This window comes from Falseniella ignava CCUG 37419 (genome assembly GCF_000301055.1).
In the GTDB taxonomy this organism is placed as follows: domain Bacteria; phylum Bacillota; class Bacilli; order Lactobacillales; family Aerococcaceae; genus Falseniella; species Falseniella ignava.
This window is the reverse complement of sequence record NZ_JH932301.1, coordinates 538637-561147: the sequence shown is the minus strand read 5'-3', so window position 1 is coordinate 561147 and position 22511 is coordinate 538637. Positions and strand designations below refer to the sequence as shown.

21 protein-coding genes and 3 pseudogenes are annotated in these 22511 nt (G+C 35.7%); 12 read left to right on the top strand and 12 right to left on the bottom strand.

The window, feature by feature from the left end; genetic code table 11:
* Positions 1-14 precede the first annotated feature (14 nt).
* From HMPREF9707_RS06815 to HMPREF9707_RS06795, 5 genes are all read right to left on the bottom strand, one after another.
* Complete coding sequence (locus HMPREF9707_RS06815; RefSeq protein ID WP_462936787.1) at positions 15-1499, bottom strand: ABC transporter ATP-binding protein; 1485 nt, start codon at positions 1497-1499, stop codon at positions 15-17.
* A gap of 11 nt (positions 1500-1510) precedes the next feature.
* A complete protein-coding gene (locus HMPREF9707_RS06810; protein ID WP_006701966.1) occupies positions 1511-2185 on the bottom strand; it encodes an energy-coupling factor transporter transmembrane component T family protein in 675 nt (224 codons plus the stop codon).
* 17 nt (positions 2186-2202) lie between these two features.
* Positions 2203-2790 carry an MptD family putative ECF transporter S component gene (locus HMPREF9707_RS06805; protein ID WP_006701965.1) on the bottom strand — a complete coding sequence of 196 codons (588 nt, stop codon included), beginning with the start codon at positions 2788-2790 and terminating at the stop codon, positions 2203-2205.
* A gap of 156 nt (positions 2791-2946) precedes the next feature.
* Entirely contained in the window at positions 2947-3918 is a 972-nt protein-coding gene (locus HMPREF9707_RS06800; RefSeq protein ID WP_006701964.1) for a helix-turn-helix domain-containing protein, read from the bottom strand.
* A 442-nt stretch (positions 3919-4360) separates the two neighbouring features.
* Positions 4361-5569: an IS110 family RNA-guided transposase gene (locus HMPREF9707_RS06795; protein WP_006701963.1), complete on the bottom strand. Its 1209-nt coding sequence runs from the start codon at positions 5567-5569 to the stop codon at positions 4361-4363.
* A 272-nt stretch (positions 5570-5841) separates the two neighbouring features.
* Between HMPREF9707_RS06795 and HMPREF9707_RS06790 the strand changes: the two genes are divergently transcribed.
* From HMPREF9707_RS06790 to HMPREF9707_RS09240, 5 genes and pseudogenes are all read left to right on the top strand, one after another.
* On the top strand, positions 5842-6198 hold the full coding sequence (locus HMPREF9707_RS06790) for a plasmid mobilization protein (RefSeq protein WP_006701962.1): 357 nt from the start codon (positions 5842-5844) through the stop codon (positions 6196-6198).
* Positions 6199-6274: 76 nt separating this feature from the next.
* Positions 6275-6809 (top strand): annotated as a pseudogene (locus HMPREF9707_RS09105) (mobilization protein); the annotation flags it as partial.
* A gap of 52 nt (positions 6810-6861) precedes the next feature.
* Positions 6862-7404 (top strand): helix-turn-helix domain-containing protein, encoded by a 543-nt coding sequence (locus tag HMPREF9707_RS06780; protein ID WP_006700979.1) that lies wholly within the window; start codon positions 6862-6864, stop codon positions 7402-7404.
* A complete protein-coding gene (locus tag HMPREF9707_RS06775) occupies positions 7335-8264 on the top strand; it encodes an IS3 family transposase (protein ID WP_156790217.1) in 930 nt (309 codons plus the stop codon). Before HMPREF9707_RS06780 ends, HMPREF9707_RS06775 begins: the two co-directional genes overlap by 70 nt.
* Positions 8265-8292: 28 nt before the next feature.
* Positions 8293-8379 (top strand): annotated as a pseudogene (locus HMPREF9707_RS09240) (mobilization protein); the annotation flags it as partial.
* Between the two features lie 99 nt (positions 8380-8478).
* On the opposite strand, the pseudogene HMPREF9707_RS06770 reads toward HMPREF9707_RS09240, so the two are convergent.
* The 3 genes and pseudogenes from HMPREF9707_RS06770 to HMPREF9707_RS06760 form a co-directional block, all read right to left on the bottom strand.
* Positions 8479-9495 (bottom strand): annotated as a pseudogene (locus HMPREF9707_RS06770) (UvrD-helicase domain-containing protein); the annotation flags it as partial.
* Positions 9485-11113 carry an ATP-dependent nuclease gene (locus tag HMPREF9707_RS06765; RefSeq protein ID WP_006701959.1) on the bottom strand — a complete coding sequence of 543 codons (1629 nt, stop codon included), beginning with the start codon at positions 11111-11113 and terminating at the stop codon, positions 9485-9487. The pseudogene HMPREF9707_RS06770 and the gene HMPREF9707_RS06765, both read right to left, overlap by 11 nt.
* Positions 11114-11135: 22 nt before the next feature.
* Positions 11136-11342 (bottom strand): helix-turn-helix domain-containing protein, encoded by a 207-nt coding sequence (locus tag HMPREF9707_RS06760; protein ID WP_006701958.1) that lies wholly within the window; start codon positions 11340-11342, stop codon positions 11136-11138.
* A gap of 268 nt (positions 11343-11610) precedes the next feature.
* Here HMPREF9707_RS06760 and HMPREF9707_RS06755 point away from each other — a divergent pair, with 268 nt between their 5' ends.
* Positions 11611-12783, top strand: coding sequence for an IS256-like element IS1542 family transposase (locus HMPREF9707_RS06755; RefSeq protein WP_006701406.1), 1173 nt, complete (start codon positions 11611-11613; stop codon positions 12781-12783).
* A 354-nt stretch (positions 12784-13137) separates the two neighbouring features.
* On the opposite strand, the gene HMPREF9707_RS06750 is transcribed toward HMPREF9707_RS06755, so the two are convergent.
* From HMPREF9707_RS06750 to rlmD, 3 genes are all read right to left on the bottom strand, one after another.
* Complete coding sequence (locus HMPREF9707_RS06750; protein WP_006701957.1) at positions 13138-13980, bottom strand: nucleotidyl transferase AbiEii/AbiGii toxin family protein; 843 nt, start codon at positions 13978-13980, stop codon at positions 13138-13140.
* Positions 13977-14564, bottom strand: a complete 588-nt coding sequence (locus tag HMPREF9707_RS06745) for a type IV toxin-antitoxin system AbiEi family antitoxin domain-containing protein (RefSeq protein WP_006701956.1) — start codon at positions 14562-14564, stop codon at positions 13977-13979. Before HMPREF9707_RS06745 ends, HMPREF9707_RS06750 begins: the two co-directional genes overlap by 4 nt.
* Before the next feature lie 313 nt (positions 14565-14877).
* Positions 14878-16269 (bottom strand): 23S rRNA (uracil(1939)-C(5))-methyltransferase RlmD, encoded by a 1392-nt coding sequence (gene rlmD / locus HMPREF9707_RS06740; protein ID WP_006701955.1) that lies wholly within the window; start codon positions 16267-16269, stop codon positions 14878-14880.
* Between the two features lie 75 nt (positions 16270-16344).
* Between rlmD and HMPREF9707_RS06735 the strand changes: the two genes are divergently transcribed.
* Positions 16345-17031 (top strand): RluA family pseudouridine synthase, encoded by a 687-nt coding sequence (locus tag HMPREF9707_RS06735; RefSeq protein WP_006701954.1) that lies wholly within the window; start codon positions 16345-16347, stop codon positions 17029-17031.
* Positions 17032-17109: 78 nt separating this feature from the next.
* Here HMPREF9707_RS06735 and HMPREF9707_RS06730 read toward each other — a convergent pair whose 3' ends face one another.
* Positions 17110-17619, bottom strand: coding sequence for a prolyl-tRNA synthetase associated domain-containing protein (locus HMPREF9707_RS06730; RefSeq protein ID WP_006701953.1), 510 nt, complete (start codon positions 17617-17619; stop codon positions 17110-17112).
* A gap of 303 nt (positions 17620-17922) precedes the next feature.
* On the opposite strand from HMPREF9707_RS06730, the gene HMPREF9707_RS06725 reads away from it, so the two are divergent.
* The 5 genes from HMPREF9707_RS06725 (at position 17923) to HMPREF9707_RS06705 (ending at position 22437) form a co-directional block, all read left to right on the top strand.
* A complete protein-coding gene (locus HMPREF9707_RS06725) occupies positions 17923-18846 on the top strand; it encodes a DMT family transporter (protein ID WP_006701952.1) in 924 nt (307 codons plus the stop codon).
* A gap of 12 nt (positions 18847-18858) precedes the next feature.
* Complete coding sequence (locus HMPREF9707_RS06720; protein ID WP_006701951.1) at positions 18859-20112, top strand: amidohydrolase family protein; 1254 nt, start codon at positions 18859-18861, stop codon at positions 20110-20112.
* Between the two features lie 146 nt (positions 20113-20258).
* Complete coding sequence (locus HMPREF9707_RS06715) at positions 20259-21455, top strand: cation:proton antiporter (RefSeq protein ID WP_006701950.1); 1197 nt, start codon at positions 20259-20261, stop codon at positions 21453-21455.
* Between the two features lie 5 nt (positions 21456-21460).
* The gene (locus HMPREF9707_RS06710) at positions 21461-21814 is read left to right on the top strand and encodes a P-II family nitrogen regulator (RefSeq protein WP_006701949.1); all 354 of its coding nucleotides are present in this window, start codon (positions 21461-21463) and stop codon (positions 21812-21814) included.
* A 146-nt stretch (positions 21815-21960) separates the two neighbouring features.
* Positions 21961-22437 carry a hypothetical protein gene (locus HMPREF9707_RS06705; RefSeq protein ID WP_156790269.1) on the top strand — a complete coding sequence of 159 codons (477 nt, stop codon included), beginning with the start codon at positions 21961-21963 and terminating at the stop codon, positions 22435-22437.
* Positions 22438-22511: the final 74 nt, after the last annotated feature.

The following is a 22511-nucleotide window of genomic DNA, read 5'->3' as shown; positions in this document are numbered from 1 at the left end:
ACGCACCTCCTAAATTATTTAGCCTCCATAGCTCTTAACAGCTGTCCTATATTATCAATATAAAAATCTTCTGTTATTATCCCATTCTCTAGTTTTACAAGTCTATCACACGTCTTTGCTATAAATTCAATATCATGAGAAATTATCAAAAATTTTGTTCCTTTTTTTTGTTCCTCTTTGATTAATCTCCCCACCTTATCCATACTCCTGAAATCAAGCCCTGATGTCGGCTCATCCAATATAATAAAAGGTGTTTCTCTCAACATAGCTACGCATAGAACCAATCTCTGTTTTTGACCACCTGATAAAGTTGCTGGATGCTTATCTCTTATATCAAATAATCCAACTTTTTTTAAAAGTTCCTCTGCTTTCGTGATATAATCTTCTCTATTTTTTAACCCAGTTAATAATTCATCCATCAAATCTTCCCCAAATAATTGAGAGTCTAAATCTTGAGGAATATACCACACTTTGCTTAACCTCATCTTTTTATTAGCTTTGAGTCCATTTATCTTTATTTCTCCATCAGTCTGATTTTGAATCCCAGAATAAATTTTACCGAGTGTACTTTTACCTGTTCCATTTATTCCTACTAAAGCAATAGTCTCATTGCTATCAAATTTAAGTGACACATCTTTTAGTACGAAATTATTTTTATATTTTTTACTAATATTTTTCACCTCAAAATCAAAAGAATTGTCACTACTAATTTCTTTTTCTTTAACTTTGTGGTCATCTACAACAATATCATTAAGATTTATTGAGCGTAAGCCCAATGCATTTAAGTCTTTTGAACTGATTTTTTCAAATTCTTCTGCTTTATAACTATTTATTAAAGATCCATTTTGTATCAATAAATACCTATCAGCTATTCCTTTTAAATAAAATAACCTATGCTCAACAATTACTATAGTTTTTCCTTCATTTTTTAAGTCCATTACAAGTTTTGAAAATTTATATATTGATTGTAAATCAAGATTTGCAGATGGTTCATCAAATACATATATAGATGGTTCGATAGCTCTCGCTGAACAAATTGCTACTTTTTGCCTAATTCCATAGGATAAATTGTATATCCTATTATTTAACAATTTATCAATATTCATTTTCTCACTTGATTCATTCACTCTTCTTATTATTTCATCACGCTTATATCCCAAATTTTCCGGTCCAAATGCAATTTCTCCATTAACTTCATTGGCAAAAAATTGGCTTCTAGGATCTTGAAATACATTACCGACTAACTTTGCTATCTCCCATGATTTTAAATTTTTGATAGATTTGCTATCAATATATACTTCTCCATCTAAATTTCCTTCGTAAAAATTTGGAATTAATCCATTTATAGCCCTTGTCAAAGTAGACTTGCCACATCCCGACTCCCCTATAATTACACAACATTCACCATCTTTAATGTCTAAATTTATATCTTTCAACTGTTCATCTTTATTGCTATTATATGAAAAAGATAATTTCCTAATTTCCAGTTTATTATTCAATGATGCACCTCTCATATAAGACATAATATAAATAAAACAAAGCTTGCAGTTATTATAATTATGTCTAATTTACACAACTTGTTACTATAATATGAATCCCTTTTTATTGGGTTTTCAATTCCTCTAACAATCGCTGCTGCTGATAATTCATCTCCTACTTTTATAGAACGAAAAATTAAAGGAACTATAGCATATTCAAGAGTCCTCAAAGGATTTGATAAAACATGAAAAAAGTTACCTGTAAATCCCCTTACTTTCATAGCTTCTTTTATTGTTCTAAATTCCCCAGCAATTGTTGGTACAAATCGAATAATTACCGTTAATATAAGTACAAAATTTCGTGGCAACATTAATTTGTGAAATATTGAAATTAATTTTCCTGATGGTATCTTAAAAGTTAAAAATCCTGCCATGATTGGAACTATGAATTTATACAACATTCCCAAAAGCATTGGAGAAATTATAACTACACCACTAGGTATCATTTTTAATAACCAAAATGTAGTAAAACTATATATCATAAAATAAATAATGCTCTGCTTGATAAAACCAAAATATGCTAAAAGCATACAAAGCCATCCTACAAACAGAGCATGCATATAGTAACTTTTTGTAAATATTGACACCATGCAGGAAATTATAGTTAAAAAAAGACAAGTTATTCCACTTATTTTTTCTATTTTCATTTCCCATATATCTCCATTTACTCTAAAATACCCGCCTTTTTAAAGTGCTTTTTAAGAATTTTTTGTGCAAACAAAACACCTAAAGCAGATAATATAACGGTTATTGTTACACCTAATAATAGTAGTTTTGGTGAAGATACCAAATTATATTGCAATGTTAATGCCTTATCTGCAAAGCCACTCTCTAAAGCTTGCTTTTGATAAGATTCCCAAGCTATCCAACATGGAACTCCTATTCCCATGAACATACCAGCACCATAAACACTCCAGCCAATCATATTTCTTATTGGATTTATATAAGTGTCTTTGCCTATCATTACTATTTCACACAAAATAGCAAGTCCAATAAAATATGGAAGCATAAACACATAACCCATAGCTGCTGTGATAAGACCATAAATTAATATCCATATAAATAATAGCCCGTGTTTATTAAGTCTGTTAGCTGCTACTAAGTAGAAAATAGCTCCTATAAACATTTCAATTCCAGCAGTACCATAAATATATACAACCGGAACAGCAACCATACTCATTCCAATAACAATAGATATTGCATAAAATAAAGCAATCATAATAGCTACTGTTACTACATCTTTTGTAGTCATTTTTTATTGTTCATAAAACACCTCCGTTAATTAATAAAATGTACATAGAATGTGTATAGAGAATATTTGTAAAAAAAATATCCATCTCAACTTCATTATAAAGTAAGATGGATATTTTCTTTATAACCTGACAGCTCTTTATTTGCTCTAAAAAGGTCAGATGGATTTTTTTCTATATTCTTGAGGAGTTTGCCCAAAATGTTTTTTGAATGACTCAGAAAATTTACTAGGATTCAAATATCCTGACAAATCAGAAATTTCTCCTATTGACATTAAGGGTTTATGAATTAATAATTTAGCAGCGGCTTCTAAACAATTTTCCCTAATAAAATTACCTATTGAGCTTCCAGTTATATATATAAAACATCTCTTCAAACTGGATTCTGAAATAGCATATTTTTTTGATAAATCAGAAATAGAATATCTTTCAAAAGGATTATTTAAAATCGTCTTATATGATTCTACAGTTGCTTTATATACTGGTTCTGAAAAAGATGTTAACTTAAAATTATCTGAACTTTCAACTAAATTTAAAAATAATAACAACTCTATTGTTTTTATAATTGAATAAGAAAGTCTTATTCTAGAATCTACTCTATAAAGTTCACTAATAACATGGTCTATCTCATGACGTGAATGAATAATTAAAGCTGCACCATTTTTACACAAACGATCTTTTATTTCTAACAAATCAATTTTTGCATACGGAAAGTATTTATCAATAGAATTTTGTGCCTTTTCAATATCAATAAATATTGAAAGTCCGACATATTTTTTTGTTGGTATGCATGAATCTTCAAAAGGAACTTTACCTATCTCTATTACACTTAGATCACCTTTACCTATCAGAGCACGTTCATTATTTTCAAGTTTAAACTCATAACATCCCTCTAAACAATGATCTATTTTTAAAACCCCGCTTTTAGGATTTATTTTTTGATATGCTGTCTCCATATTTAGGTTATTATAAGATAATTGAACACCTTCAAATAAATTGTAGCAACGCATTTCGCCACAGCCAGTAGAATTTTCAATTGTATAAATTTTACATTCATCAGTAACCTTTTTTTCAGAAAACATATATCCTTCAAGGACATTTTCTATAATATCTTCATGATTTAATTCCAAAACTCTACCTCCTAATGCATCATAATAATCAATTAAATTATACCCAAAAATTAGTTTTTATACTAAAAATACACTATAGCATATTAACCGTACATCTATATTTTAAGCTTTTCTATTAGATACAAACATTTCAATTTTATGGTATAATGGTAGTAATTAAATAACAAGCTTAACGCTTATAACTTTAATAGCAAGCACAGTAAGTGAGTACCCGCTTACGAAAAATTGATGAAGCAGAACCTTTATGGACTGCTTCTTTTTTTATCAATTTTACCTTGTTAGGGAGAACCCTAAGACCCCAATAATTTATTATAAGCCAGCTATAAAAATGTCAACATAATTTAGAGTATATTTTATGTTGAGCTTCGACCTTTGAAAGTGGTGATACTAATAAATTTATGCATGACAAATAAGCCTAATTTTTTAAATTTTTAAATTAGACTTATTCTTGTTCTTTATTTGAGTGATGCCTTACTTCGTAAGGTTTATCATTAGTCCAAACTGCAAAGATTATATTAACAAGTTTTCGACAAACTGCGCCTATCGCAGTTCCATGATGCTTACCTCTAGCTCTTAGAGATTGATAATACTCAGATAAAGCAGGATCTTTGTTTGAGGCGACAAATGCAGCTTGCCAAATGGCTCGTCTTAAATATGGACTTCCACGTTTAGATATACGATTATTAGTACCTGTAAAATCACCTGACTGATGTATAGATGCGTCTAATCCCGCAAAAGCTAACAACTGATTTGGTCTTTCGAAACGTTTAATGTCGCCTATCTCACCAATTATTGTGGCAGCGGTAATAGAGCCAATACCTGAAATGGTAGTTAAGTGATGATCATCTTTTTCTAAGAGTTCATTGATTTTACTTTCAACATCTTTTATTTGAGATTCGAGTAACTCAATTTGTTGGATTAACAGTTGAATCTGCATTTTAAAGACATCAGAAGCTATTTGGATCCCAAAGGAATCAGATGCCAAATTTTTGATTTCATCAACCTTAAGCATTGATTTCTCTTCGGTGAAACGCCCCTTACTAGCTTCCTTTAGAAGTTTAGTAAGATGAGTTGATTCAATGTTCAACAGGTCTTCAGGTAACGGTGATTCTAACAATAGTTTTCTAGAAGTCTTACCAAACATATCTGAGAATAATCTTTCGTATTCTGGGAATACTTGATCAAGACAAGAAATTATTTGTCTCTTTATGTCTGAAGTTTGGTCAACCATGGATACTCTAAATCGAGTTAGTTGTTTTAATTTAATCGTGTCTTCCGAGGCAATATAACTTGTGTTAGGCACATCCATCCTGATGACTTGAGCGATTAGAACAGCATCTACTTTGTCAGTTTTAGTTTTTCTGATGTAGAAGTTTCTAAATGAATCCGATTGGATTGGATTAAATACAATGATATCAAAACCTAATTTTTTTAAAAAAGTATGTATAGACAGCCAATAATGCCCTGTGGCTTCCATACCTATCAAAGTATTATCAGGTAAACACTCATGCTCATTCATTAAATCGAGTAGTTTTTCAGCACCTTTATGACTATTTGAAAAACGCACAGTTTTTCCGAGATGATTTCCATCCTGATCAAGTAAAGCTGCTTCATGAGCACGCTTACCGATGTCTATACCTAGGTATTGCATATTCATCAACCTTTCTTTAATTAGAAAGAGGTTTTCCCCATACTCTATGGACGATATAGCCTCGTAAGAGATACAGAAACAATGTTCTATCCAGCTGATTCATATACTGTCTATAGAGATGAGGTGCCAGTCTTAAAAGGGAAAAATAATTTTCAAGGAGGAATTGGGCAACCTCAATCTTTACAAACAATTATACCCCGAAAGGGGTAACAAGTTTAAAGTCTTAAAAATCATTCATTTAAGACTACATTTATTATACGAGGAGATATACTATGGATAATAGAAAAAGAAATAATCAACTAAAAATATATTTAACAGATGAAGAAAAAGAAGTTTTTGAAAAGAAAATGAAACTTGCAAATTGCAAAACTATGTCCCACTTTCTTAGGAAATGTGTATTAGAAAAAGAGATATATGTTGTAGACTTAGAACCATTTAGAAATATACAATGGCTGCTTTCAAATGCTACGAATAATATAAACCAGATTGCAAAAGCAACTAATACAACTGGTATTATTTACAAAAATGAAATTGAATCAATGAATAAACAGATAGAAAAATTATCAAAAGAAATATGGCAGATCCATTCCCTACTTCTAAATAAATCAAAGGAAGGTTCTGTTGATTAGTATGGCAATTACAAAGATACATCCTATAAAATCAACTCTAAATTTGGCAATAGACTATATAACTAAGAGTGAAAAAACTGATGAGAAAATCCAAGAAAGAATAGATTTAGCTATCAAAAATAAAGAGAATCCTACTAAAAAAAGAGTAGGAAATGTTATTGATATATCTACTAATGAAAAAGCTCAATCCTCTAAAGGCTATGAAGTTTGGGCAAGAAAACATAATATCAAAACAATGGCTGACTCGATAATTAAGCTTAGAGAACAAGGAATTAATTCAATTACTCAACTCGATGACCTGATCAAAAAATCTGCTGATGATAGACAAGACTTGTTAGATAAAATAAAGAAAATTGAAACTGAAATGAAGAGTTTATCTCAAGATATGGAAAATATAAATACTATAAATAAGTATCGTAAAATCTATAAAAATCATAAGAAAAATCCTGAAGATAAGCAATTTGCAGAAGAATATTATAGTGAACTTTCCGTCTATAAAATAGCCGCTAAAGAGATCTTAGAAAACTATAAAAAACTACCAAATACAAAAGAAATATTAACCAAACTCGATAAATTGCAAGAAAAAAAACACCCTTATGCAAGAGTATTCTGAGGTGACCCCCGAAAGTTAGAGTTAAAAACTAACTTTATGGGGGTCATTTTATGTCTAAAAAATATAGTTACGAATTTAAAATGCGTGTTGTTGAAGAATATTTTGAAGGAAAACTAGGTTATAGAGCATTAGCGAATAAATATCAAATTTCTGATAAAAGTCTGGCAAAACAATGGGTTAATAACTATAAGAATTATGGGAAGAATAGCCTGAAACCTCGCAAAGGAAAAACAAAGTATCCTTTAGATTTTAAACTTAATGTATTACACTATAAGCAAGAAACTGGGGCTTCCTACAGAGAAACCGCCAAAAAATTTGGTTTAAACAATCCATCTCTTATCGCCAACTGGCGGCGGGCTTATCTTGAAGGAGGGGCTAATCAGTTAAATAATCCAATCGGGAGGCCTTCCAACATGCATAAGAAGCCAAAACTAAGTAAAAAATCACAAAAAATGAATCTTAGCGAAAAAGAGGAACTTGAACATTTACGTCAGGAAGTAAACTATTTAAAAATAGAAAACTTATACCTAAAAAAGCTAAAGGAATTGGGTCTGAGAGACCATCGAGATCCCAACAAACCCAATTCGCTATAGAAATTTTTGAAAAGGGATTTCAGCTAAAGGACATCTTAACTGTTCTGGAGTTACCAGAAAGTAGCTATCATTATCACAAAAATCGTTTAGAGCAGCCGAATCCGGATGAAGTGTTAGAAAAAGAAATTCTAACTATTTTTAACGATTCACAGGAAACTTACGGTTATCGACGAATAACTGTTGAATTAAAGAAGCGATTGGATGAAAAAATTAATCATAAGAAAGTTCAACGATTAATGAAAAAATTAGGCTTAAAATGCACGAAGTTCTGGAGAAAATCACGTAGGTATAATTCTTATAAAGGAAAGATTGGTAAGACCGCACCAAATCGTTTAAAACGTCGTTTTAATGCGAAATATCCGCTTCAAAAAATTGTTACTGATGTGACAGAATTTAATACAATCGATGGGAAGAAACTTTATTTAAGCCCGATGATGGATTTGTTTAATTCAGAGATCATTACTTGGAATATCAGCGCTCACCCGACCTTAGATTTTGTGATAAAACCTTTAAAGGAAACGATACGTATAATTGAAAGAGACGCTGTATATCGAACCACCATTCATAGCGATCAAGGTTGGCAGTATCAACACAGACAGTGGGTTAACACTTTGAAGGAAAACAAAATTTTTCAAAGTATGTCTCGAAAGGGAAATTGTCTGGATAACTCACCGATGGAAAACTTTTTTGGAATTTTAAAACAAGAAATGTATTATGGTGAACCTTTAATGACTTATGAACAATTAAAACAAAAGATAAATAAATATATTAACTATTATAATAACCAGCGAATAAAAGAAAAATTGAACGGTATGTCTCCAGTTGAATACCGAAAACATACCGCTCAATTAGCCGCTTAAATAAAACTCCAACTTTTGGGGTTCACATCATTCTTTGAATAAAGAACAATTTTCTGACCTTGTTCAATATAGAAAAAACTATGAAAATTATTATGGAAAGGAAGCCGAGAAGTAATATGATACTATTACGAAAGCTTATAAAAAAATCTTCTGGTAATAAGTAGGATTTAATTCTATCTCTATTAAGAAATTTTTTATCACACACAATAGCTACACTGTGTTTAGCTCTTGTAACTGCAACATAAAACCCCGCTCTGCTTAAATCAACCAATTTACTTTCGGGATTTTCTATCCACTTTAATATGGGGCTTGTAGGGTAAATTAATACCCTTTCAAATTGTAAACCTTTAGAGTCACCAAAATTATATACCCTATAGTTTTCATTAACCTTTGTTCTTTTATCGTGTCTAAGTTGAACAGGCTTATATATTTCAAGGTATAAGTCTACTTCTTCTTTGGATATAAAAAATATACCTTCATGGTTATCTTTGAATTTACTTGCTGATTTTATTATTAGATTATCATCAGCTATTTTTGAAGCAAAATCACATATTTTCTGATTAGATCTATGCGAACAATTTAAAGTTGAGTCGTCAATTTCAACATTTAAATGTGAGTTTTCATTCTTAAAAAAGTTCACTATTTTCCCACTATTATATTTTTTATATTTTGATGTATTATGAGTACTATAAGTTGCTTGTCTATAGTCTCCTACCATAATCAAATTTATACCAACCTCAATTAAATATTTTAAAACATCTAAATCATACCCTGCTAAATCTTGGACTTCATCAATGTATATTAAATTATATATTTTTGAAATCCTAGTAAAAATATAACCTGGATTTTTTTCTTCCATGAATATAATCGCATCAGATATTTTATCTGTGTAAATTAAATTTTCTTTATTAATAAAATATTTAGAATCATTTCTTTTTATATATTTAGAACTCTTACCGTTTACGGGTACTATTCCATTAATTCTCTGACTAAACATTATATCTTGATATGGTCTTAATCCATGTTTCAGTAAAAATGAAAACCATGTTAAAATTTCAATATTTTTAGGAATGGTTCCATTTATTTTAATTATTTTCTTTTTTATAGAATCACAATTTGCATTTGTATATGTTGTTATCAAAATCTTTTTATCTTTATTTTTTAAAGCGTCATTCACAATTAATGTTGTTTTCCCTGCTCCAGCAGCAGCTATGAATAATTTATTCAACATCTTCAATTACTCTATTAATATAATCTGGATATTTAATTTTAAATTCTGATTCAAAAATACTGATTGCACAATTAGTTTTGTTTTTCTTCATATATTTTAATAAGGAATCAGTATCTTTTTTATTAGTTTTAAATATACTGTTGAGAGTATCTAAATCATTTGCTCTTAAAATGCATGGCTCTAAAGTATTGTAATTAAATTTATCCATATCTCCACTATAAGTCTTTTCGTCATAGTATATTTTTATCTTTTCATTAGATTCATAATCTTTGTATTTTCTCATTAAAGCTTCTACATCTCCGTCATTATCTGTAACTACATAGAGATTTAAGTCTAATTTGTCACCCAATTCTAAAAATCTTAAAAAAGATGTTCCGACAGAAATTATATCAATACCATTAAAAATTGGTAATTTGCCATATTTATCTTTATATGCTCTTTGTATAATTAGTTCGTCTGAAGGACCTTCAACTAATATAGCTTTATCACATAATAATACTCGTAATGTGTCGTATCCTGAAATAGCTTTAAAATATTTTTCTGTATCACTACTTAAATTTGTAATTTTGGAGCTTTTTTTGTTTGATAAAAGTATTAAATTTTCTAATCCTAATTTGTTCAAAACAAAACTACTATGAGTTGAAATAATTATTTGGCTAGATTCCTTATTACTATTTTCTTGTAGTATATCAATTAAATTGTTCATGTTAGAATATGATAAATGGTTTTCTGGTTCTTCAATTAAAATTATTTTATCTTTATTTGTATTAATATTATTTAATGCAAGCTCAGTTTTTAATAAGCATTGTAGTCCTCTACCAGCATTTGAATATGGAATACTATCAAATTCAGTTATCATACTTGATTCCCAGTTGAAATTACTTCCTAAATTAACACCCAAACTAACTTTTTTCCCCAAATTTGATTTGGAGCTACTTAATTTTTCGTTAATATTTTTAACACTTTCATTCTTACTAAAATCATCTTTAGTTTCTCTAAAAGCTTTTGATATGGAAATTAAATCTTCATTATCTAATGTCCCTCTTATCATATTAGAAATATATTGATCTGAACCATCCTTATATTTATAAGAAGAGTTATCTATCAAAAATGATTTTGAAGGAATACTTCTAGTAGTAATATTTTCTCTATTAAAGCCTAGCCATTCACTTTTATAATATTCTATCGGTAAACTGCTTAATTCTCCTTTTTCCATAAATAGTTTATATTCATCTTCATACGAATTATCAAATAATACTTTAAATGTAAAACCTATTTCCTCTTTTAATCCTAAGTCGTTACCACTACCCTCCAAATTTGCATCGTCTAAATCATAGAAATATATTTCTATTATAATTTCTGGCAATGCACAAGGACTGTTGGAATTTATATTTGTTAAATATTCATCTACAACTTCTCTATTGAATAAATATTGAGATAATTCACGATTAATATAATTACCTCTATAAAAACCAGTTAATGCTAAATGTATAGCTTCAAGTATAGTTGATTTACCCTCTTCATTATTTCCTACCAAAATATTTATGCCACCATTTAAATCTAATTCAAACCAATCTTTAAAACATTTAAAATTTTTAATCCTAACTTTTTTTATCAATTTTCAATCTCCGTTTATTATTTCAATCATTTTTAATACACTCCATAATGTCTGATATGTCGCAATCCAATGCATCACAAATTCTGAGCAAAACATCAGTAGTTACATTCTCACCATTCTTTAGTTTATAAAATGTACTCCTACTTACATTGGCTTTCTCCATAAGCTCATTATGTTGCATATCTAAATCGATAAGTTTTTTAAATAACCTTTTATAACTTAATTCCATATAACCTCCAAGATTATTTTTCTGATTGCTAATCTCGTACATATATACATTTAAAATATACTTATGTTTGTTATTGCATACTGATTAATTATAACATTAACTATAGGTTATTTTCAACATTTGATATATCACTTTAAATGAACAAAAAAATAAAGGTAGTCCAAAGAGATAAAGTCCATATAATTGTGTAAAAGTTAAAAGGCCATGTAACAGCCCTTTTACGGTACAATGTTTTTAACCACTAAAAACATACCCAGGAGGACGTTACATGACCCAAGTACATTTTACACTGAACAACGAAGAGGTTCAAAGTATTATTGAACATTCCGTTAAAGATGATGTGTCTAAAAATATTTTGACCACTGTTTTCAACCAATTGATGGAAAATCAACGAACAGAATATATTCAAGCCGATGACTATGAACGTTCAGAAAGTCGTCAGAGTCAAAGAAATGGCTATTATGAGCGAGACTTTACGACTCGTGTGGGCACACTCGAATTAAAAGTGCCTAGAACACGTGATGGTGAATTTTCACCGACGGTGTTTGAGCGTTATCAGCGAAATGAAAAGGCACTGCTCGCTTCAATGCTTGAGATGTATGTTTCAGGCGTTTCGACACGTAAAGTTTCAAAGATTGTTGAAAAGCTCTGTGGAAAATCGGTATCGAAATCTTTTGTTTCTAGCCTGACTGAACAGTTAGACCCGATGGTCAACGAATGGCAGAACCGTTCGCTCTCAGGTACGAATTATCCTTATCTGATGACTGATGTTCTCTACATAAAAGTCCGTGAGGACCATCGAGTGCTTTCTAAAAGCTGCCATATTGCGATCGGGATAACAGAAGGGGGTGATCGTGAAATCATTGGCTTCATGATCCAAAATGAAGAAAGTGATGACACATGGTCCATCTTCTTTGACTACTTAAAAGAACGCGGTCTACAGGGGACAGAACTCATCATTTCTGATGCCCATAAAGGCCTAGTGTCTGCGATTCGTAAGTCCTTTACCAACGCAAGTTGGCAGAGATGTCAGGTCCATTTTTTAAGAAATATCTTCAGTTCCATTCCAAAAAAGAATTCAAAACCGTTTAGAGAAGCAGTAAAAGCGATCTTTAAGTTTACGGATATTGAACTCGCTCGAACAGCTAAGAATGCCTTAGTCGGTGAATATATTGACCAGTCCAAATATACAAAAGCATGCGAAACATTGGATAATGGCTTCGAAGATGCCTTTCAATACACGGTCATCGGAAATGGCCACAATCGGCTAAAAAGCACTAACCTTCTTGAACGACTGAACCAGGAAGTCCGCAGAAGAGAAAAGATTATTCGTATCTTTCCCAACCGAGCGTCCGCCAATCGATTAATTGGAGCTGTCCTTATGGACCTTCATGATGAATGGCTCAGTTCTACAAGAAAATATATTAAGTTTGATCAATGAGTGACCGGTAAAACATTGTATAGTATTTTACACAGGATTGTGGACTTGACTTCCAAAGACTGCCGAATTTTATCTCTCGTACATTCGCTGTAATATTTCTTACTTTACTTAGTTTTTTTCATCTGTTCTAAAGTTTTTATTTATCCTAATATGGTCTTTTCATCTTTATCTTGACTCTTTTCTTTACTTGTTCTTTTAATTTTAATAACTTAGAATACAATATACGAACATTCCCATATGTTTGTTATCTTTCTCATTTCTTGTTTTACTTTTTCGAAGATTTTACAGCATTTCCTTGTTTTAAGTATTCTAAATATTTTCTTGTCTACAATTTGCCATACAGCGTCCGTTAAATTACATCTCATTAATTCTATTTGATAAAGTTGTCACTACATCAACCACTTTATCAAAGGTCAAATCTCCAATGTATTTATTTTCACTGAGATATACTTCCCACAAGGATCTTAGGTATGAATCTTCTTTTATGTCCTCGATTATTTCCTCATAGTCTTTCATTATCTCCTGACTTCCTCTTTTGTCGGAAGTTCTTTCTATTGCTTCTTTTAAAATTTTATAATCTATCTCATCTTTTTTTAATTTGTAGAGGGTGTATAGGTCGTAAAAGTCTCTCATTCGTGTTGTTGTTATATTTCTTCTGATTATGGTTTCATATTTTTCTGCTAGAATTGTTTCTAATGGATATGCCATTATTTTTATATCTTCTTTGCTAAAGATACAGGGATAGGTATATTCTATTTCTTTTGGTGTTATTGCATCTCCTGTTGTTAGGTCTAGTTTCATAGGGGTTTTGGTTTTTCCAACATTTGCTATTAATGAAATTCTAAAGTTCTCGTACTCATCCTCTTCTCTAATATAGCTAATGTCCTTTATTTCAAATTTTATTCCATCGTCAACACTGATATTAATAATTTTTTCTACAATTTCTTTTATTTTTTCTTCTTTTAGGGCTATGCCTTTTACGGTTGTGTCCATATCCATGGTTGTTCTATTTTCAATTCCAATTAAAGAAGATATTAAGAATCCTCCCTTTATTACAAAATTATTTTTGTACTTTGATTTAGATAGCCTTTCTAAAAATCTTTCAAAAAAATATATTTGCAGAACTTCTTGCGATTTTAAATTTTCCTTCTCTGCTAAACTTCTTATCTTGCCCTTTATACTCTCGATATTAATCACGATAATACCTCCATATATTTTCTAATTTCATCTTCTATTTTAAATAATCTACCGTATTTTATTAATCGTCTTAGGTTTTTATTTTGTGATTTAAAGTATCTTTTTATTGCTTCTGTGAAAATTTGCTTGTCTATTTTTTCTCTGTCAATTATGATATCGCAAACCGTTCTTTCAATATCATAAACTGGTATGGGATTGCCTTGCGGTGATTTTATTTCTGTCTTTCCTATTTCGTATAAATCTTTTTTTACATAGTGAACTTGTAGATCCTCATATCTCTTTTTGATGTGGCTCGCATTATAGCCTTGGGGTACAGATATATGAAATACATTTGGGGTCCTATCGGATAGGTCATGGAGGTATAGAGCTGTTTGATAGGAAAATATAATTCGATTACTATTTGATGATATTAAAACAAAATCGTCTATTACTTTTCCTTTTAATTGATATAGTCCCGGTCTTAATCTTTCTAATTGTCCGCACTTTGTTAATTCTGATAAATTATGCCTGGTGTATCCAAGTTCTTCTGCTTCTTTGTTGGTGATTATTAAATTTTCTTGTATATATTCTTTAAGTGTATTCATAGTCCGCCTCCTCTCATTTATGCTTTTATTATATATTATAAAAGCGAATATGTAAAGTTGGCTTGTGAATGCTTTATATTTTGAAAAGAATGTAACGAATTCTTACTCCCTTTAATAAAAAAAGAGCAGCCTTTTAAGCTACTCTTGTAGAAAGTACAAAATGAGTTAATTATATTTTTTGTGTTTCCTCATACCAGTTGCAAAACTACTCTTACGTTCATGTAGTTTTTTTGAGTCTTTTTAACATATCCTTCTTCATCTTTATCGAAGACAAAATGCTTATAAAACTGCTTAAAATGCAGGATTTCTAAATTTATATCTTTTGTATCAACGCTATAGCTTCCACGTGATGCGTATGTGGGAATTGGTCTACGGGCTGGACTTCTTGGAGTTGATAGCCGAAATCGCGCAACCAGCGCATATCTTCTGCTAAGGTATTCGGGTTGCAAGAGACATAGATAATTTTGTCCGTCCCAAAACGTCCGATACTGCGCATCACTTTACCGCCAGCGCCACTTCTTGGTGGATTCAACAAACACAGATCCGGTTGTCCCCATGTGTCCTTCAGTGTTTTCAACGCACTGCGCGCGTCGCTCGTGATAAAGTGGGTGTTGGTAAGCCCATTGTCTTGCGCATTGCGACGAGCGGAATGGATCGACGTATCCACAATCTCGATACCACAGAGGTCTTTAGCCGCTCGAGCGAGTGGCAAGCTGAAGGTGCCGACGCCACAATACAAGTCGAGAACCCGCAAATTTGAATCTACTTGTGCCATCTCAAGCGCAATTTTTACCATTTGTTCTGCTTGGACCGGATTGGCTTGGAAGAATGTATTCGGCCAAATTCGGTACTTGAAGCCGGACAACTCATCATAAATAAAGTCACGTCCGTGCAAAATATGGACTTCATCGGACTGGATTCGGTCTGCAATATCTTGGTGGACAACCCATTGCAAGCTATGAATTTTAGGTTGAGCTTCAAGCAAGCGGCGGGTCAATTCGTCCGCAGCTTCAGCGTAGGCGTCTGGACCTTCCGTAGCGTACAATACCACCATCATTTCACCAGTAGTAAATGACTGACGCATCAATAGATTTCGCAATAATCCCGTATGGGTGTCTTTGACGTAACCAGGCAAGTCAAAGTCCTGACGCCACTGGCCGACAATGTGCTTAATTTCAACCATCGCTTCGGTCGCAATATACGAATCTTTCATATCGATCACTCGGCGGTAATTGCCTTGTTGATGCATACCGAGTTCGCCTTCCGAGCCGAAGGTCAATTCCATTTTATTACGGTAACGATTCGGGTTGTCCATGCCGAGGACTGGCTTCACCAAAGCAGGATCAAAATCATTTTCAGCGAGTGCATTTTGGACCATGTTTAATTTATATTCAAGTTGGTCAGCGTATTTCATATATACGAGCGGCGTACCGGCACAAATCGCTTCATCCATTGGAATGGTCGTGTCACGCATTGGGCTCGGGTGAATAATTTTGTCATAATGGACGGTGGCTTTGTGACGCCCTTTCGCATTCTCGACAGTCACTTGAACGACATCACCCGGAACAGTAAATGGAATGTTCAAATGTAGGTGCCGCCCTTGACTCCCACGGTCTGGTGCATGGATATAGCGCGCATAGCCTTGGCCTTTATAATTAATATGGTCAATCGTTACTTCTAGTTGTTCTGTTGGATATTGTTCCATCTTGTCTACCTCACCTTCATCCTCTGTGAGATTATCTCGATTTGCTATGCTATAATTGACCCAAGGAGTGAGCTTATGCATGTACTTTATGAAGATAATCATCTACTAATTGTTGAAAAGCCGGTCAATATGCCCGTCCAATCGGACAGCTCGGGCGACTTGGACTTATTGACGGCTGCTAAAAATTATATTAAAGAAAAATATCAAAAACCAGGTAATGTCTACTTAGGTCTAGTCCATCGCTTGGACCGGCCGGTTGGGGGAGCAATTGTCTTTGCCCGAACGTCTAAAGCTGCCAGCCGTTTGGCTGACCAGTTGCGCCGCCATCAAATTAAACGCCAATATTTAGCGGTGGTTCACGGACAAGTGATGCATGCCAATGCTACTTTAACGGACTATTTATACAAGGACCGTACAAAAAACCAGTCTTATGTTGTCCCATCAGACCATCCTCAAGCTAAATTGGCCAAGTTATCTTATCATGTATTGCAACAAAATGCGGATTATGCGCTCTTACAAGTTGAGTTAGCGACCGGCCGTAGTCACCAAATTCGGGTTCAACTGGCGCATCAAGGCCATCCGCTTTACGGAGACCAAAAATATGGCGCGGATGTCAATCAAGTCGGCCAGCAAATTGCGCTCTGGGCGCAACGCCTCTCACTCATTCACCCTACTACTAAAGAAGCAATCTCAGTCACCTCGCAACCCCCGATCAATGCAGCACCGTGGCAACAGTTTGCGAAGATGATTGAAGCAAAATAATTTTATTCAGCAGCCTGGGTTTGAACTGGGCTGTTTTTTTGACGATTCGGGCAGGTTCACTCAGATTTTGTAAGGTGATTATTCTGCCGAATTCACTGCGTCGAAATCTAACACATGGATGGTGGTCCCATGTTGGTCTAGCAAGGTTAGCAAGTCATTCGTATTAATCCAGACCGTTGCATCATTGTGGTTTGGATGGATTCCAAGCACCTGCTCCCCAGCCAGATAATCTTGGTCGAGCACAAATTCAACGCGGTGCTCCTGATCATTCAACAGGCCAAAAGGCGTCACAGAGCCTGGCGTTAACTTCAATATCTGCGCGAGGTCGTCCGCTGAAGCAAAACTAAGTCGACGCGTCTCGAGTTCACGACGCAATTTCTTCATATCAACCGTCTGGTCTTCCATCACAGTAATCAAAAGGTAGCGCTGCTTCTTATCATCTCGAACAAATAAATTCTTCGCTTGATACCCCGGGTAACGTTGTTCCACTTGGTTGAGTGCTTCCATCGTCTCCACCACCGGGTGCTCCACAAGCTCGTAGCTAATCCCCTCTTGATCCAACCATTCTAATAAAGCTAATTTATCCATCCTTTTCCCCTTTCACAATCATTAATGTCGTCTAGTATTATAGCATATTTGCCAGGAAGTTATGTTGGAGACGAGACTTTACGAGATAGTGATGCGTGTTCTCGCAACTTCAGCGCAAAGATACGAGATAACTCACTTCATTCTCGCAACCTTTCCCAAAATGTACGAGAACCAACGATACATTCTCGTATTCTATACGAAATTTCTGAGAACCCGCCTTATTTCTTCAGAGTTTTTTTGATATTCAGACTTTTGTCTGCTATAATAGAATCGAAATAACTCTTATTTGAAAGGAGGAATGAATTGAGCAAAAATCTTCAACAACGTCACTTTTTGGGCTACTTGTGTGTGTTTCTCGCGGCGGCCAGTTGGGGGACGGGTGGTGTCTATGTGACCCACTTAACGAACCTCGGTGCTTCGTCCTTTATGACCGGATTTGTAGAGCACTTCTTTGCGGTACCGATGCTAGGACTCGCAATTCTATTTTCGCAAGGGGCAGCAGGCTTTCGCATTTCTAAGCGAGGACTCATTTATTCCGTTATCATGGGGATGATAACTAAAGGTTGCTTTAAAATGGCGTACGACAATACGATTGCGACGGTTGGGATGTCAACCGGGGCGGTGCTCTTGTATACAGCACCTGTCTTCGTTGCAGTGATGTCACGCTTTATTTTTAAAGAATATTTGCACACGAGACATTATGTTGCGCTGGCGTTAAATATTATCGGGGTCGTCTTAATGGTCACTTTGGGGGATTTCAACAACTTAAATCTCCAACCGATCGGTATTGCACTCGGCCTAACCGCTGCTTTCTTATATGCTTCCAATACTGTGATGGCGAAAATTGCCGGAGGTGCGGATAATGCGTTGACGATGGCATTTTACACGTTATTTTTCTCCGCATTAATTCAAAGTTTTACTGCACAGCCATGGACAGCGGCAAATCGTGCATTATTCACCCAGTCATCATTTTTATTTTGGGCAGTGATGAAAGCATTCGTCACGGGAGCGTTCGCCAACCTACTTTTTCTAAATGGGTTATCGATGGATATTGATGCGTCAAAAGCGCCCGTCGTTGGCTCGGTCGAAGTGATTGTGGCTACTTTAATGGGCGTGATATTATTCAGTGAAGCTATCAATATCGTGGGTGTTGCAGGTATTTTCTTAATTATCTTGTCAATTTATATTATGAATCGCCGAGATGGTGATTTAACAGAAATTAGCTAGGGGGAAGATTGAATGAAAAAATTTATTAATGCAGTCATTTATAAGCACGACGGAGCGAGTGAAATTCTAGTCGAAGATGGGAAGATTAAAGCCATCGGAACAAACTTAGGCGATGCAGATGAAGTCATCGATCTCGGTGGCCGTGTGGTGATCCCGCCGTATGTCGATTCGCACTTACACTTAGACTACTATATGACCGGTCAAACCGATAAAGCGAAAAATGAGACCGGAACGCTTTTTGAAGCAATCGATATTTGGAACGACTTCAAGAAAGGCACGACGAAAGAAGAGATGAAAGAGCGTATGTACGCTGCCATTCGTGATGTCGTCGGTTACGGAACTCAATACATTCGGGCCCAAACTGACTGTACCGACCCAGCGCTAACAGGTATTCGTGCAGCGCTTGAAGTGCGTGACGAGTTAAAAGATAAAGTGACCATTCAAGTCGTAGCCTTCCCACAAAATGGAATGTACTCTTTCTGTGAAGAAGGTAAAACCGGTCGTGATTTAGTTGAAGAGGCTTTACAACTAGGAGCAGACTGTGTTGGCGGTATCCCGCACAACGAATGGTGCCGTGAAGATGGCGAGAAAGCCGTCAAAGAAATTGTACGTCTTGCGGTGAAATACGATAAGTTAATCGATGTTCACTGTGATGAGACGGATGATACTCAAGCGCGTTTCGTAGAGCAATTGAACGCGGAAGCCATGCGCGTCGGTCGTGGAGACCTTACAACAGCTTCACACACTTGCTCGTTCGGCTCGGCTAACGATGCCTATGCGTTCCGTATGATCGGTCTATTCCGTCAATCAGGATTGAACTTTGTGTCATGCCCGACGGAGAACCTCTTCCTCCAAGCGCGTCAAGATACTTATCCAAAACGTCGTGGATTAACGCGTGTGAAGGAATTTGTCGATAACGATATTAACGTTGCTTTTGGACAAGATTCGATTGTTGATTTATGGTATCCAGCCGGTAACGGAAATATGATGAATATTTTGGACAATGGCATTCACTCTAGCCAATTAATGCGCGAGGAAGATTTTGCCCGTAACTTTGACCTCGTAACATATAACGGTGCGAAATTAATGAAACTCGAAGACGAATACGGTCTGGATGAAGGCAAGCCTGCTAACTTTATCGTACTCGATGCACCGTCTATTTTTGAAGCACAACGTAACCGCGTGGAGTGCTTAGCGTCAATTCGTGGCGGTGAGTATTTATTTAAGAAAAAAGTTCGCGAATACGAAGTCGAAGTTGAGTTGTAATAGTGGACTGAATTACTGAGTCGTTAATCATCCGTCATTTTTGGCGGGTGATTTTTATGTGAGATGGTCCGGGACGTGAAGTTTGGACGACAGTCATCGCCTGTTCGACAAGTGTTGGGAATTACTTATGGAGGGGAGTTGATTTATTGAATATCTATCTTGAATTAGCATTAGTTGTGTTGTTCGGTATTTTCGGGGCGGCTATCGCCCGTAAATTGAACTTACCGAACGTGACGGGCTACTTACTGGCTGGGATCTTGTTAGGTCCGTCGTTATTTCATGTTGTCAATGAGACACATACGCCGGTGATCAACTTCGTCAACGAAATGGCGCTCGGAATTATTGCGCTGGCCATCGGGGGCGAATTCTACTTGCCGGAACTGAAAAAGTTAGGAAAGAATATCTTTATTATTACGTTGATGGAAGTGATTGGGGTCTTAGCGGTCGTCTTTAGTGTGATGTATTTCCTGCTTGACCAATCCTTTGTCTTCTCAATTATTATTGCCTCAATGTCCGCAGCGACAGCACCTGCTGGAACGGTGATGGTGATCCGCCAGTATCGTGCGGACGGGCCACTCACTCGGACGATTTTACAAGTGGCTGCGTTAGACGATGCATTTGGCATTATGACCTTTGGCATTGCCATGAGTTTAGCTAAATTATCGATTGGCTCTGAGCAGGTGAACTTATTGTGGATGTTTCTCGACCCACTCTTAGAAATTATCGCATCGCTTGCCTTTGGTTTGGTGCTCGGCTTTATTTTCACCTATTGGGTTAAACGAGTGAAGCACAAAGAGACGGTTCTATGTATGATTTTACTGACAATTATGGGATCGATTGGCCTGGCTAATCGTTTAGGCTTATCGGCGTTACTGTGCAATATGATGATCGGTGCCGTCTTAGTGAACTTCCACTCGAGCTCGAAACGCGTGGTCGATGTAATCAATGATTTCGCCCCACCGATCAATTTAATGTTCTTCACTTTTGCTGGAGCGAGTCTGAACTTGTCCGTCCTATCCTCCATCGGAGTATTAGGGTTGTGCTACGTCTTCTCACGTGCCGGCGGCAAAATTTTAGGCGCAACGGTTGGGGCCAAAATGGTCAAAGCTCCCGAAGCGATTGTCAAATGGCTCGGACTGGCACTCTTGCCACAAGGTGGAATTTCCATTGGTTTGACAATGATTGTTGCGCGCGAATTGCCGCAATTTAGTGCTGAAATTATTACGGTCATCCTGTTCTCGGTATTAATTTTCGAAGTGATGGGACCGATTTTAGCAAAGATTTCAATTACGCAAGCCGGTGAAGTTAACGGCATGAACAAATATAAAGGAGTGAAAAGCTAACACTTATGAAAGCTCTATTTGTAATTTTAAATGAAACTGAAGAACTGAATGCCATTTTGGAAGATTTTGTCAAAGTGGGTGTGCGCGGCGCGACAATCATCGACTCGCAAGGGATGGGCGCCGCTCTCACCATGGGCGACGTACCGATTTTCGGCGGTCTGATGCGCGTGATGCATGATAACAACCGTCCTTACAACAAAGTGATTTTCACGGTAATTGAAGACGAGGCTGTGCTGGAAGCGGCCGTGGGCGTGGTCGACACCCAGCTTGGCGACCTCAGCAAGCCGGGCGTCGGACTGATGTTCTCCGTACCGGTCGACAATGTCTGGGGCTGGACCAACCCCGATTATACTGAATAAAGTTAAATGAGTTTAGTGCTGCATTGCGGTGCCCCTCATTCCCGGACTAGACGGAAAAGAGGGTGGCACTCGTGGTGCGGCTTTTTTTGTGGTTGGGATGCGTGTGCAGGCGACGAAAGTGACGTTATGGTAACGATAACCCCAGCTTGGCACCCGTAGGCGTAGTTATGGAGCAAGCAACTCCTGCTCAATGCCATGAGACGGAGTTCGGCGGCCAACAACTCCAGTTCAGCCTCGCCGAGATGGAGTTCTGCACACAACAACCCCGACTCAACCAATCCGAGATGGAGTTCCCAGTCAAACAACTCCAACTCAACCATCCTCAGATGGAGTTCCGCACACAACAACTTCGACTCAACCAACCCGAGATGGAGTTGCTCACACAACAACTCCGACTCAACAGACCCGAGATGGAGTTCTGCGCCCAACAACTCCAACTCAACCACCCGCAGCTGGAGTTCTACATGCAACAACTCCAGCTCAACTCCACTCAGATGGAGTTCCCAGTCAAACAACTCCAACTCAGCAACCCTCAGATGGAGTTCCCAGTCAAACAACTCCAGCTCAACCGACCCGAGATGGAGTTACCAGTCAAACAACTCCAGCTCAACCCAACAAGATGAACAAAGTCACCGCAAATGTTCAGCTCAACTCCGCGAGATGAACAGTCCCACCACCAATCTTCAGCTCAACTCCA